The sequence below is a fragment of the Duganella sp. Dugasp78 genome (assembly GCF_059491455.1).
Window position 1 is genome coordinate 6,140,952 of the sequence record NZ_CP168506.1, and the last position, 13,871, is coordinate 6,154,822.

General features: G+C 61.1%; 10 protein-coding genes. All 10 read left to right on the forward strand.

Annotated features, from left to right (window positions below; translation table 11 throughout):
• Positions 1–266: 266 nt before the first annotated feature.
• From ACEN9O_RS27145 to ACEN9O_RS27190, 10 genes are read left to right on the forward strand one after another with little or no spacing between them, the layout of a single operon-like run.
• Positions 267–1,313 carry a multicopper oxidase domain-containing protein gene (locus ACEN9O_RS27145; RefSeq protein ID WP_495614902.1) on the forward strand — a complete coding sequence of 349 codons (1,047 nt, stop codon included), beginning with the start codon at positions 267–269 and terminating at the stop codon, positions 1,311–1,313.
• 14 nt (positions 1,314–1,327) lie between these two features.
• Positions 1,328–2,020: a cytochrome c gene (locus ACEN9O_RS27150; protein ID WP_495614903.1), complete on the forward strand. Its 693-nt coding sequence runs from the start codon at positions 1,328–1,330 to the stop codon at positions 2,018–2,020.
• A complete protein-coding gene (locus tag ACEN9O_RS27155; protein WP_495614904.1) occupies positions 2,020–2,397 on the forward strand; it encodes a c-type cytochrome in 378 nt (125 codons plus the stop codon). Before ACEN9O_RS27150 ends, ACEN9O_RS27155 begins: the two co-directional genes overlap by 1 nt.
• A gap of 51 nt (positions 2,398–2,448) precedes the next feature.
• A complete protein-coding gene (locus tag ACEN9O_RS27160; RefSeq protein WP_495614905.1) occupies positions 2,449–3,351 on the forward strand; it encodes a multicopper oxidase domain-containing protein in 903 nt (300 codons plus the stop codon).
• A 60-nt stretch (positions 3,352–3,411) separates the two neighbouring features.
• Complete coding sequence (locus ACEN9O_RS27165; RefSeq protein WP_495614906.1) at positions 3,412–4,707, forward strand: efflux RND transporter periplasmic adaptor subunit; 1,296 nt, start codon at positions 3,412–3,414, stop codon at positions 4,705–4,707.
• The gene (locus ACEN9O_RS27170; RefSeq protein ID WP_495614907.1) at positions 4,704–7,805 is read left to right on the forward strand and encodes an efflux RND transporter permease subunit; all 3,102 of its coding nucleotides are present in this window, start codon (positions 4,704–4,706) and stop codon (positions 7,803–7,805) included. The genes ACEN9O_RS27165 and ACEN9O_RS27170 overlap by 4 nt, the downstream gene beginning before the upstream one ends.
• On the forward strand, positions 7,802–9,748 hold the full coding sequence (locus tag ACEN9O_RS27175) for a cytochrome c biogenesis protein ResB (protein WP_495614908.1): 1,947 nt from the start codon (positions 7,802–7,804) through the stop codon (positions 9,746–9,748). The genes ACEN9O_RS27170 and ACEN9O_RS27175 overlap by 4 nt, the downstream gene beginning before the upstream one ends.
• 10 nt (positions 9,749–9,758) lie before the next feature.
• Complete coding sequence (ccsB, locus tag ACEN9O_RS27180; protein WP_495614909.1) at positions 9,759–10,898, forward strand: c-type cytochrome biogenesis protein CcsB; 1,140 nt, start codon at positions 9,759–9,761, stop codon at positions 10,896–10,898.
• A 14-nt stretch (positions 10,899–10,912) separates the two neighbouring features.
• Positions 10,913–11,206, forward strand: coding sequence for a DUF2818 family protein (locus tag ACEN9O_RS27185; protein ID WP_495614910.1), 294 nt, complete (start codon positions 10,913–10,915; stop codon positions 11,204–11,206).
• 27 nt (positions 11,207–11,233) lie between these two features.
• Positions 11,234–13,567: a TonB-dependent receptor gene (locus ACEN9O_RS27190; RefSeq protein WP_495614911.1), complete on the forward strand. Its 2,334-nt coding sequence runs from the start codon at positions 11,234–11,236 to the stop codon at positions 13,565–13,567.
• The last annotated feature ends 304 nt before the right edge of the window (positions 13,568–13,871 follow it).

Consider the following 13,871-nt stretch of genomic DNA (forward strand, 5'->3'; position numbering starts at 1 on the left):
TCCTTTCTGGTTCGGCAGATAAAAACCTGCGGGCGGGAGCGGATAATAAAGTAAAGCCAGCCGGTTGATGCGACATCAATCCAGCTTTCGCGAAAAAATCGATGGAACGCGGTGTCTCGATACAACTTGATTTACAGCATAAAGAAGTATATTATCTACTTCATTAATGATTGAGAAACGCCGGACGGCTAGCCGCCGTTTTTTTCTGCCATTTAACATGTATTTAATTTACTTGTTAATGCCCTATCCATCACACAGGAGTCCACATGAAGCCGCACCTTTCCACCTTCCGCAGATTTGCTGCGCTCGCGGCGGTGTTCGCCGCCGCCGCCGTCATCTCCTCGGAAGCGCTGGCCGCCGTACGCAAGTACGACATGAACATTGAAGATACCAAGATTACTTTGGTGGAGAAGCAGCAGTACCACACCTTCGCGTTTTCCGGCCAGGTCCCGGGTCCTTTGTTTTATGTCGACGAGGGCGACCAGATCGAAGTCAACGTCAACAACGTCACCGCCCTGCCCCACTCGATACACTGGCACGGCATGCTGCAAAAAGGCAGCTGGAAAATGGACGGCATCGCCGGCACCACGCAGGAGGCCATCAAGCCCGGCGAATCCTTCCTCTACAAATTCACCGCCGAACCATCGGGCACCATGTGGTACCACTGCCATGTGAACGTCAACGAGCACGTGGTCCTGCGCGGCATGTGGGGGCCATTTATCGTGCGCCCGAAAAAGCCCACCGCGCTTGAGAAGACGGTGACCAAGGAATTCATCATGATGCTGTCCGACTGGGACTCGAAGTGGGCTGACAAGCCAGGCTTCGGCGGTCTGCCGGGCGACAAGTTCGACTTCTTCACCATCAACGGCAAGTCGTTCCCGGACAACCAGCCACTGCGGGTCAACAAAGGCGATGTGGTCCGTCTGCGCCTGATCGGCGCCGGTGACCTGGTACACAGCATTCACCTGCATGGCCACGTGATGACGGTCGCCTTCAAAGACGGCTTCCCGCTGCCCGCTCCGTACAAGGCCGACACGATCGCGGTCGCCCCAGGCGAGCGCTACGACGTCATCTTCACCGCCGACAACCCTGGCCGCTGGATGATACACGACCACGTCGACTCCCACGTCATGAACGGCGACCGCCCGATGGGCGGGATCATGAGCGTCCTCGAATACAACGAAATCAAGCCCGACGACTTCTACGACTGGAAGAACAAGAAATTCGAGCCGAACTTCTATTACGAAGAATCGCTCAAGAAAGGCCCTGGTATTTACACCAATGACGGCTTCAAGGGCCAGGCTGTCCAATAACGTAGGAGTTCAAAATGCGATTGAAGATATTGATGGGCGCAATGATGGGGCTGGCAACCATCGGCGTGGCGATGGCTGCGGAGGCGTCCGCCGCCGACCTGCTGAGCCAGCAGTGCGTCGCCTGCCACGCGGTGAGCAAGCCGGAGAAGGCGTCGCTTGAGCGGCTGTGGGAGCGGAAAGGGCCAGACCTCTACTACGCCGGCTCGAAGTTCAACAAGCCATGGCTGATCAGCTGGCTGCAGAACCCGACCACCATACGCGGTGGCGGTGTGATGTACGCCAAAGCGGTCAAGGCTGGCGCCGACCATACGGTCGACACCATCGACGCGGCCCAGCTTCCTGCGCACCCGAAGCTGTCCGCTGCGGATGCCGCCACCGCGGCGGACCTGCTGATGGCGCTCAAGGGCGATGGGCTGCTGACCCCGGGCGCGTTCAAGAACGAACCCGCCGGTTCCATGGCCTCGATGCTGTTCTCCAAGCTGCGCGGTTGCACTTCGTGCCATACCGCCAAAGCTGGCGGCGCGCCGACCTCCGGGCCCGAGCTGTACACGGGCGGCGATCGCCTGCAGCCGGACTTTGTACATGCCTACATCAGCAATCCTCAGAAGTTCGATGCGCATACCTGGATGCCATCGCTGGGCTTGAACGATGCCGACATTCAAAAGCTGACCAGCTACATCGGCACCTTGAAATCGGAGAAAAAATAATGCGTTTCCTGAACAAGAACCATTTTTACGCACTGGTCGCAGCTGGCATCGCGCTGTGCTCAATGGATGCGGCCAGGGCGCAAGACTCCGCCCACGCCGCCAGGCTTTACAACACCTACTGCGTCCAATGCCACGGCATCAACCGCGACGGCAACGGCATCAACAGCGCGTCGATGGCTGTCAAGCCGCGCGACCACACCGATACCAAGGCCATGGGCGACACCCCCGACGAGACGCTCTTCAAGGCCATCAAGGGCGGTGGCCTGGCGGTAGGTAAATCAATTTTGATGCCGAAATGGGAAGGAGTACTGAACGACGACGAAGTAAAAGAGCTGGTCACCTACTTGCGGGTCGTGAGCAAGACGACCTCGAAGTAATCAACGAATAAACTAACATTAGGGAAAACAATGAAAAAAGTAAGTATAGCCATGGCAGTCGCACTGGCGCTGCTGGGTTCGGCGGCCGTGCAGGCCAAGACCGTTAAAATCAGCATGACGGCCAAGGAAGTCGAAACCCCGATCGACAACAAGGGCACCATGTACCGCTCGTGGACCTACGAAGGCATGGTGCCGGGCCCCGTGGTACACGTTGAGGAAGGCGACGTTGTCGAGTTCACCCTGACCAACGACAAGTCCAGCAAGAACTCCCACTCGATGGACTTCCACGCCGCACGCGTTGACGTCGTCAAGGACTTCGAGCAGGTCAAGCCGGGCGAGAAAGGCAGTTATACCTTCCGCGCGGACTACCCGGGCATCTTCTACTATCACTGCGGTGCCGATCCCATGATCCAGCACATCGCCCGCGGCATGTACGGCGCCATCATCGTCGACCCGAAAGACAAGTCGGCGATGCCCAAGGCGGACCGCGAATACGTCCTGATCCAGTCCGAACTGTATCAAAACCCGGATGACACGGCAGCCATGATGGCGAACAAGTGGTCGAATGTCATGTTCAACGGCGGCATCTTCAAGTACGACCCGGTCCACGATCCCGCAGCGACCCGCATGCTGCAAGCGAAGCCGGGCGAGCGCGTGCGCATCTACTTCATCAACGCCGGCGCCAACGAATTCGCGTCCTTCCACGCCATCGCCGGCATCTGGGACCGGGTCTACCCGAGCGGCAATCCGAAGAACGTGCTGCACGGCCTGCAAAGCTACGTCGTCGGTCCCGGCGACGCCTCGTCGTTCGACATCATCTCCCCGGTTGAAGGTGCCAACGCGCTGGTGACCCACTCGATGAAGCAAGCTTTGACCGGCGGTATCGCGATTCTGCAATACACCAAAGACGCCGATCCGAAAATGGGTCGCGGCGACAACATCCTGGTGCGCTAATCCGGCACATGGCGGGCTGCGGCCCGCCATTTAATCCATCAGAAAAATCAGAGTGAAATCATGGGCAATACGAAAAGAACGCTCCTGGCCGGGATAGGCCTTACGGTCGCCGCCGCCGCCCTGGCCGGCTACGGCGTCGGCCGCGGCCTCGCCGCACCGGCACAACCTGCGGCATCGGCGGCATCGGCGGCATCGCCGAAGATGGACACTTCGCAAGCCCGATACACCTGCTCCATGCATCCTCAAGTACTTCTGGACCATCCTGGTAACTGCCCTGTCTGCAACATGGCACTGGTCCCCACCCATGGCGGGGCGATGGTCAGGCACTCGGACCTGGTTCACGTCGACGCCGCCACCCAAAAGCACATGGGTATCCAGCTGGCGACAGCCCATGTCACCGGCATCAGCCGTTCGATACACGCGTTCGCGACCATCACGGCCGACGAAAGCAGCACCGTGTCCGTCAACCCGAAGGTCGAAGGCTTCCTTCGCCGCGTGAACGTCCAGGGCCTGGGCCAACCGGTGCATCGCGGCCAGGTCCTTTACGAGATTTACTCGCCCGAACTCCAGCAGCGCCAGCGCGAATACATCGATCTTCTGGCAAGAAAAGACGGATTACTGGGCGACAGCATGTCCATCGTCAGCTCGAACGCGGCCATGGTCGGCAGCCTGTCCAAGGAAAAATTCCGCGCCCGGGAGCGCCTGCTGTCCGCCGATATGAGCGCAGACCTGATCGACCAGCTGGAAAAAAGCCGCCGCGTCATCGACGTGATCCCGGTGCGTGCCGCGCATGATGGCGTGGTCACGGTGCTGGGTATGCACGAAGGTAATTACGTCAATCCGATGCAGCAAATCCTCGCCTATGCCGACTACGCCGTGGTCTGGGCCGAGGTGGCGCTCTTCCCCGACCAACTTGAATGGATCCGTAATGGCGACAAGATGGTCTTTCGCTCTGGTATGGATAAGACCGCCATTCAGACCGGAAAAGTCAACACCGCCACGATACAGATTGACCCCGCCACGCGCACCGCAAAGCTGAGGCTTGCGCTGAATAACCCGCACGGCGCGTTCCGGCCGGGCGCCTTCGCCGACGTCGACATCCAGTCCAACGCCGCGCACAGTCTGGCCATCCCCCGTGACGCGGTGATCCGCACCGGTCACGGCGATTTCGTTGTCGTTGCGGAGGCGAACGAGCACTTTCGCCGCGCACGCATACAACTGGGCATGGAAAGCAGTGAACTCGCAACGGTCCAGTCGGGTCTCAAGCCCGGCGAGCAGGTGGCTGTGAACGGCCAATTCCTGCTGGACGGCGCCGCGGCCATGCACGATCGCGCCAACATGGGAGCGTATCCATGATCGCCCGCGTCATCGACTGGTCGGTGCGCAACCGATTGATCGTGCTGGCATTGTGCCTGCTGCTGCTCGCAGGCGGCATCGAGTCCCTGTTCCGGCTCAAGCTCGACGCCCTTCCCGACCTGTCCGACGTACAAGTCATTGTCAAGACCGACTTGCCGGGCCAATCGCCGCAGCTGGTGGAGGACCAGCTCACGTACCCGCTGGCCGCGTCGCTGCTTTCAGTGCCCGGCACAAAAGCCGTGCGCGGCTTCTCGATGTTCGGCGAATCGTATGTGTATGTGATCTTCAAAGACGGGACGGACCTTTACTGGGCACGCTCCCGCATCCTGGAGAGCCTCAGCCAATCGACCGGCAAGTTGCCGGCCGGTGTGACGCCAACCTTGGGACCGGACGCGTCCGGCGTAGGCTGGGTATTTGAATATGCGCTGGTCGACAAATCGGGCAAGACCTCCCCGGCCCGGCTGCGCGCCTTGCAGGACTTCTACCTCAAGCTGGAACTGCAATCTGTGCCGGGCGTGGCGGAGGTGGCGACGCTGGGCGGCCTGGCGCGCCAATTCCAGGTCGAGGCAGACCCGGCCCGCCTGGCCGCACATGGCGTCACCATGGAGCAGCTTGCGCAAGCCGTAAAGGATGCGAACCTGGCGGGCGGCGGCGCGCCGGTCGAAATGGCCAGCGCCGAGTACCTGGTGCGCTCGAACGGCTATCTAAAAAACACCGCCGACTTCGACAACATCCCGGTGCAGACCGAGGCCGGCATACTGCGCTTGAAGCAACTCGCCAACGTCACCACCGGCCCGCAGCAACGCCGGGGCATCGCCGATCTCAACGGCGCGGGCGACGTCACCGGCGGCATCATCGTTATGCGCCACGGCGAGAACGCGATGTCCACTATCGCCGGCGTGAAACAACGTCTGGAACAGCTGAAAAAAGGCTTGCCGCCAGGCGTGGAGATTGTGACGACCTATGACCGCTCCGGCCTGATCGAACGCGTGGTACACACACTGCGCGACAAGCTGCTCGAAGAATCCTTGGTCGTGGCGATCATCTGCGGGGTCTTTCTGTTCCGGGTGCGTTCGGCCCTGGTTGCCATCGTGACGCTGCCCCTCGGGATACTGGCCGCGCTGTGGATCATGCGCATTCAAGGCGTGTCCGCCAACATCATGTCGCTGGGCGGAATCGCCATCGCCGTTGGCGCGATGGTGGACGGCGCGATCGTCATGATTGAAAACATGCACCGGCATCTGGAGAAGCAGGAGGCCGGCGACATATGGGTGGTGGTGCGCAAGGCGGCCACGGAAGTCGGCCCCGCCCTGTTTTTCTCCCTCATCATCATCACGATCTCCTTCCTGCCCGTATTCACGCTGAGCGGCCAGGAGGTGCGCCTGTTCGCCCCGCTCGCGTACACCAAAACCTATGCCATGGCCGCTGCGGCGATGCTGGCAATCACCCTGACGCCGGTCCTCATGGGATACGCCATCAACGGCAAACTCCCACCCGAGTCGGCGAATCCGGTCAACCGCTGCCTGAAACGGTTGTACCGGCCCGTGTTGAACAGCGCACTGGGTCATCCCTGGACTGCCTTGCTGCTGGCGGCCGTCCTGCTGGCGACGGCGGTCATTCCCTTCAGCCGCATCGGCAGCGAATTCATGCCGCCACTGGACGAGGGCGACTTGCTGTATATGCCGACGACCTTGCCCGCGATTTCCGCTCCCGAGGCGGCGGACCTGCTGCAACGGACCGACGCCATCATTGCCGCCATGCCCGAAGTGGCGCGCGTTTTCGGCAAGGCCGGACGCTCGGACAGCGCCACCGATCCCGCCCCATTGTCGATGCTGGAAACGACCATCATGCTCAAGCCCAAGTCGCAGTGGCCAGCCGGCTCGAGCGCGAATAACGCACAGCTGATCGCCAGGCTGGACGAGACGGTACGCTTGGCCGGGCTGACGAACTCCTGGGGCTTTCCGATCAAGACGCGCATCGACATGCTGTCGACCGGTATCCGCAGTGCGCTGGGAGTAAAAATCAGCGGCCCCGACCTGGCTACGCTGGAGCGCCAGGCCCAAGAGGTCGAAGCCATGTTGCGCACCCTGCCCGGGACGCGCTCTGTCTTTGCCGAACGGGTGCAGTCGGGCCGCTACATCGATATCGAAGTATTGCGTGAAAACGCCGCCAGGTATGGGCTGTCGGTCGCCGACATCCAGCGCGCCCTGCAGCTGGCGATCGGCGGGGAAAGTATCAGCACCGTTATCGACGGCCGTGAACGGTATCCGGTCACGCTCCGCTTTCCGCGCGGCGACCGCGACGGACTTGGAGCCCTGGAGGAGATCCGGCTAAAAGGCGCGGGCGGTTCGGTGGTGCCGTTGAGAGAGGTCGCCCGCCTGACGATAGCAGACGGTCCTACCGAGCTGAAAAGCGAAAACGCCCGCCCGGTCGCCTATGTGTTCGTCGACCTGGTCGACGCCGACGCTGGTCGTTATCTGCAGCAGGCACAGGAGCTGCTGGACACGCATCTTGTCCTGGCCCCGGGCTACACCCTGTCCTGGCAAGGTCAATACATGAATTTCAAGGAGGGCAAGGCCCGCCTGTGGAGTGCGATCGCCATGACCTTGCTGCTCGTTTCTGCGCTGCTGTTCCTGCATTTCCGTGATGTGCGCAAGGTCGCGCTGGTGCTCGCCTGCCTTCCGTTCTCCGTGATCGGCGGCATCTGGCTGACCTATTTGCTGGACTATCAGCTGTCTGTCGCGGTGGTCATCGGCCTGATCGCGCTGGCCGGCGTCGCCACCGAATTTGGCATCGTGATGCTGCTGTACCTGGACCAGGCACTGGAAGAACAGCCGGCGGATCCCTACTCGGCGATTCTGTCCGGGGCCTTGCTGCGCCTGCGCCCCAAAGCCATGACGGTCGCCGTGATCCTGGGCGGGCTGCTCCCGGTGATGCTTTCCGACGCCGCCGGCGCCGATGTCATGAAGCGCATCGCCGCGCCCCTTATCGGCGGCATGATCACGGCGCCGGTGTTCTCGCTGATCGTGATTCCCGCGGTGTATTGGCTGACGCTGCGTCCCGGGTTGGCCGCAGCCCGCCAGGGGACGCCGGCATGAAGGCCTTGCTGAACCTGGTGCGCTCAATGCGGTTCGCGATCGCCATACTCGCCGTGGTGGCCGTGGCGGCGACCACGGGGTCCATCCTCGAGCAGAGCCGGCCCGCAGTCGTGTATGTAGGCCTGTACGGTGAGTTCTGGTCCACGTTCTTCAACTTGTGCGGATTAAACGACGTCTACCACGCCTGGTGGTTTTTTGTATTGCTCGGCTTCATGGCGTCTTCCACGGCGCTTTGCCTCTGGCAGCATCTTCCCTCCATGCTGCGCGACATGCGCAGCTATCGGGAGAACAAGAGCATAGCGAGTCTGCGCCGGCTCGAGCATCACGTGGAATTCGATCTCGGCACGGAGAAATCGGCATCGGCCGGTTTGACGACCTACCTCACGTCCCAAGGTTTCAGGTACAAGCACGCGGCTATCGCCGGCGGCGCCATGCTGGCCGCACGGACCGGCGGCGCAAGGCGTCTTGGCTACCTGCTCGTGCATGGCGCAATGGTGCTCATCTGCGTGGGCGGCCTCATCGACGGCAACGTATTGCTGAGGCTGCGGCTGTGGACGGGCGACTTGAAAGTCGAGACCCGCGAGCTGCCGCCGGAGCAGGTGCCAGCGGTGAGCAGACTGGGGACGTCGGAAGGCTCGTACCACGCGAGTATGACTATCCCTCAAGGTCAGGTCGCTCATACCGCCCTGCTTCCAATGGGTGAAGGCTATCTTCAACAAGATTTGCCGTTCGGGATAAAACTGAAGCAATTCCGCATCGACCATTATGCAAATGGACAACCCAAGGATTTCGCGAGCGATATCGAGATTATCGACGGCGCACAAGTCATTCCGGCCACGCTGCAAGTCAACCATCCCTATACCTATCGCGGCGTGACCTTGTTCCAGTCGGGATTTGCTGACGGCGGCAGCAAGGTCAAGCTGGACATGCTTCCATCCAGAGGCTATCCCGGCCCACACCAGCTTGTCAGCGGCGCCATCGGCCACGCAACGCCGCTGTTGATAGAAGGCGAACCCGCCACCCTGGAGTTCACCGAGCTGCGGGCAATCAATGTGTTCAACCGGGAAGACGTCGTCGAGAAGACCTGGAATTCCCGCGGCAAACCGGGCGACCGGACGCGCAATGTCGGGCCTTCGGTCGCGTTTCGCCTCAGGGACAAGCTTGGCCAGTCCGACGAATGGCTCGCCTATCAGCGCGCCGTGGAGATCGACAATGCCCGCTATGTTTTGATCGGACGTCGACGTGCGCAAGAGGACGCCATGCGCTACCTGCGGATACCCACAAATGCCGACGGCTCGTTGGCGCCCTATACCCGCCTCATCGCAGCGATGGGGAATCCACAGTTGCGTACCCGCGCAGCCCGGAAAATGGCCGAAAAGGTGGTCGATGTGCGGCTCGCCTCGACGCTGGAAAAAACATCCGAAGCATTGATGGCTGGCTTCCATGCCCAGGGATACCGCGCGCTGCTTGAGATGGTGCAGGCCAATGCCGACAGCGAAAACGAAATCAAGGTCGGCCAGCTTTACCTGCAACTACTGGAACGCTCAGCTTCGCTCTTATTGGACCGGCAGGATGAACCCGGCCAACGTTTCACTCACGATGCGCTGACTGCGTACAACGACACGCTGGAAATGAAGCTTCCCGCGCTGTTCACCTTCGAGAGCTTCGAGCAGGTCAACGCGACGGGGCTGCAGGCCACACATGCACCGGGCGCGGCATTGGTGTACCTGGGCGCGGCACTTCTCGCAGCGGGGGTGGTCGCGATGTATTTCATTCGAGAGCGTCGCATGTGGCTCCATACGCAAGGAGCAAGCCTGCTGATGGCTTTCAGCGCAAACCGTCACTCCCCGGCCTTGCAGGCTGAATTCGATCGACACACCGAAGCGATCGCGCGCCTGCTGCGCAACCCACACGAACAACCGACCTCCAACCGGAATCCATAAGGAAACCAAGATGCTTGCGAATTCAAACTCATTTTTCACCGACGCCGGGCGTCGGAACGGTCCACTACGGCACGGACTTTTCGTCGCGGCCCTGCTGAGCGCCACCTGCTTTGCCTTGCTGCGCTATTCGTCACAGATGGACATGTTCGACGGCGCCATCCTCGTGGCGAGCGCTATCGGCTTGGGCTTGATGGCCGTGGCATGGCCGGCTCTCCAGGCGCTGTCCATCGGCGCCGCGGCACTTACCCTCACAGCCATCGCGCTCTACAAGAATCAGCTGATTGCTGCGGACCATGTTTTCCTCCTCAAATATTTTCTGTCGAGCCAGTCCGCCATCATGTGGATGGGGCTGAGTTATTGGGCGTCCACGGTGTTGTACGCCTGGGGCTGGATGCGCAAAGCCAGTTACTGGATGAGCCTGGGCACGCGCGCCGCCTGGGCGGGCAGCCTGCTCGGCCTGGCTGGACTGCTGACGCGCTGGTATGAATCCTACCTGATGGGGCCAGACATCGGCCACATACCGGTCTCCAACCTGTACGAAGTCTTCGTGCTGTTCAGCTTTCTCACCACGATGCTCTATCTGCATATCGAGCAGCACTTCGGCAGCCGCCAGCTGGGCCTGTTCGCGATGGCATTGGTCAGCGCGGCGGTGGTGTTCATGTTCAAGTACGGCATGGGCGCGCACGAAATTCAACCGCTGATTCCGGCATTGAAATCCTATTGGATGAAGATACACGTGCCCGCCAACTTCATCGGGTACGGCGCCTTCTCCATGGCGGCAATGTTCGGCGCGGCATGGCTGCTGTCCGGGCGCCCCTTCTTCGCCAGCCGGCTTCCGAGCCGTGCATGGCTCGACGAGCTCTCCTACAAGGCGATTGCGCTTGGATTCGTGTTCTTTACGATCGCCACCATCCTGGGCGCGCTGTGGGCGGCCGAGGCCTGGGGCGGCTACTGGTCCTGGGACCCGAAGGAGACCTGGGCGCTGGTCGTCTGGCTAAACTACGCGGCGTGGCTGCACACGCGCCTAGTCAAAAACGTTCGCGGCGCCCTGCTCGCCTGGTGGTCTTTGGCAGGCTTTCTCATCACCTTGTTTGCTTTCCTGGGCGTGAACATGTTCCTGTCCGGCTTGCACTCGTACGGCAGTCTGTGAGGCAGGCCGTGGACATGACTCAAGCCGCCGTTCTAAATCTTGCGGCCGCAATAGTGTTGGCCAACCTACCCTTTTTGCGGCTGGCCACGATCCGGCGCTGCTCCCCGGCGTGGAATGACTTCTTCGGCTGGATAGCGGCTTACGCTGTGTGGATGTCGGCCTCGCTGATGCTCGAAGCAGCATCGGGAAGAACCACAGACAAGAGCTGGGAGGTGTGGGCGATCACCTCCGCGCTGTTCGCTGTCCTTTCCTTCCCCGGCATCGTCTGGCGCCACCTGCTATGCATTCCGCATCCCCCAAAACAATAATCCCGCCTCCGATACCAAGGAATCACAATGTCTTCTAAAACTGTTTTCAACCGCCGCGATCTGCAACATGGTCTCGCGGCCCTTTTCACACTGTCGGCAATGGCGGCGGCTGTGCTGGGCGCACGTACCGCCCATGCCGAAGATGGCGAAGCCGGCACCGGCTCGGCGCAGACCATGGCCATGGTCACAATCAGCGGCGGCCGCCCCACTTCGCTGCCGACTCAGATCCCGACCACGATTGAAGGGATCACCGGTGCGCAAATTGAGCAGAGCATCAACGCCGTTGATGCCGAAGATGCGCTGAAATACTTCCCCAGCCTGAACGTGCGCAAACGCTACGTCGGCGACTACGACCACGCCGTGCTGGCCAGCCGTGCTTCCGGCACCGGCAATAGCGCGCGGTCGCTGGTCTACGCGGATGGGATATTGCTCTCCAACCTGCTCGGTAACGGCGCCACATTCACGCCACGCTGGGGTATGGTCGCCCCTGACGAAATCGAGCGGGTCGATGTGCTCTATGGTCCCTTCTCCGCCGCGTATCCAGGCAACTCCGCCGGTGCGGTGGTTGATTACCTGACCAGGATGCCAACATCGTTTGAAGCTCACGCACGCCTTTCGGGTTTTAGCCAGGGCTTCAAACAATACGGGACAAACGAGCGATTCACGGGACGCCAGGGCAGCCTGTCGTTAGGCGACAAGAATGATGCCCTGTCCTGGTGGGTGAGCTTGAGCCATCTGGCCAATGATGGCCAGCCCATCGCCTTCGCAAACAAATTGCCTGGCGCCGGCACGCCAGGCAAAGGCGGCACGCCGGTCACCGGGGCTGTGGCGGACAAGAACCCGTCGAACGCGGACTGGTTGATTTTGGGCGACACCAACCAGATCCATACCGTTCAGGACCACGCCAAGATCAAACTGGCGTACGACATCTCGTCGACGGTGCGGGCCAGCTACACATTGGGATGGTGGAAGAACGACGCGGACCGCCACGTCAACTCCTACCTTCGAGACGGCGCAGGCAATCCAGTCACTGGCGGCGCAATCAATATCGCGGGACGCCAGTACACGCTGACGCCGGCGGACTTTGCGCCAGCAACTGGCGAGCTGGAACACTGGATGCAGGGTCTCTCGCTCAAGAGCCACACCAAGGGCAAATGGGACTGGGAGCTCGCAGTCAGCAACTACGATTATAAGAAGGACGAAGTCCGCACGCCGGCTGTGCTCTTGTCGACTCCAGGTGCGAAAACCGGTACGCTGACCGACATGGGCGGCAGCGGTTGGAGCACACTCACGACCAGGGGGATCTGGCGCCCGTATCCCGATAACAGCCATATCGTCGACTTCGGCGTACAGCGCGACAGTTTCCGCTTGCGCAGCTTGGTCTCCAACACCGGAGAGTGGACGTCGGCGGGCGCCGGCACGAAGATATCGAGCTTCAGCGGCGATACGCGCCTGGAGAGCCTGTATGCCCAGGACACCTGGCGCTTCGCTCCCGACTGGAAGACCACCATCGGCGGCCGCCTTGAGCGCTGGGAAGCGCGGAACGGCAGCCTGGGGAGCAGCACCGCAACCAGCATATTCGCCGACCGCAGAGAAACCAGCTTCTCGCCAAAATTCGCGCTTTCCCACGAACTGAACGACAACTGGACGGTCAAGGCCTCGGCCGGTCGCGCGGTGCGCTATCCGACCGTGTCTGAACTATTCCAGGGCGCGCTCGTCGGCGACACCTTGATGAACAACGATCCGAACCTGAAGCCGGAACGTTCCGTCACCAGCGAGCTCAGCGCAGAACGAAAACTTGAGCAAGGCCTGCTCCGCGCGACCTACTTCTTCGAGAACACGCGCGACGCCCTGTACTCTCAGCGCAACGTCAACGTCACGCCGAATGTAACCAATGTCCAGAACGTGGGCCGCATGCGCACCAACGGCCTGGAACTGGCGGCGCAGGCCGATGACGTCCTGTTCGAGGGCCTTGAGCTGAATGGCAGTGTTACCTATACCGACTCCACCATCGTCGACAATCCGAACTTCCCGGCCAGCGTGGGCAAAGACCAGCCAAGGGTACCGCGCCAGCGCGCCACGCTGCTGGCAAGTTACCACCCGACTGATAAGTGGTCGGCAAGTTTCGGCGCGCGCTACAGCGGAAAGCAATGGGGCACTCTGGATAACTCCGACCCGAACAGCTCGAGCTATACGGGCGTCTCGAGCTACTTCGTGACCGACGTCCGCCTGCGCTACCGCTTCGACAAACAATGGAGCGGCTCGTTAGGTATCGACAATTTGGGCAATAAAAAGTACTGGGCCTACCATCCCTACACGCAGCGTACTGTCCTCGCCGAACTGCAATACGATTTCAAGTAAGGAAGCGACACGGAGACCAGGCGCATGCGCACGGCGCGCCTGGGCCCCGTCGGCGGCACACCCTGAATCCCGCAAGATGAAGGTCCGGTCGGCAGCTCAGCCGCGGAGCGCACTGCTACGCCAGTCAGCGCGTCGACGGCTCGCTTCGACCGGCGGCGCATCGGACCAACCTAGTTTCGTCAAAATTCTGACGGCATGACAAAAATGATGGCGAGCGGGGGGGCGAAGTGGCATGGTGAGCTGCCGCGCAGCTACCGGTATGGCGGGAAAAAAGGATTAAACGGGATCCAGCCGCTTCACAAGT